This is a genomic window from Cobetia sp. SIMBA_158 (assembly GCF_046566945.1).
Lineage (GTDB): Bacteria > Pseudomonadota > Gammaproteobacteria > Pseudomonadales > Halomonadaceae > Cobetia > Cobetia amphilecti.
In genome coordinates, this window is the sequence record NZ_JAWJYL010000932.1 from 1 (window position 1) to 244 (window position 244).

Here is a 244-nt window from a genome sequence, read left to right on the forward strand (position 1 = left end):
CTAACGCAATACATCATTGTGCAAGAAAATAGTAATGATAAATACGAAGACAAAGAGTTAGGTATTTACTTTGAAGGTCAATTTGCCGTTATAACTGTCGATGAGCAAAACAAATTGGTAGATATGTATATAGGCAAGGGTACTAATCTACAATTTAAAAAACAGACGCTTACAACCTTTTATAAAAATTCAGCCTACATGAAAATGTAATAATAGAGGTTTCATCCTCAATTTAAATTGAGTG

General features: G+C 30.7%; 1 protein-coding gene. It reads left to right on the forward strand.

The genetic code is table 11. From position 1 onward, the window contains the following. Positions 1–210: hypothetical protein (locus tag R2R70_RS22550; RefSeq protein ID WP_410979279.1), on the forward strand; the 210-nt coding region annotated here is incomplete at its 5' end. Positions 211–244 lie beyond the last annotated feature (34 nt).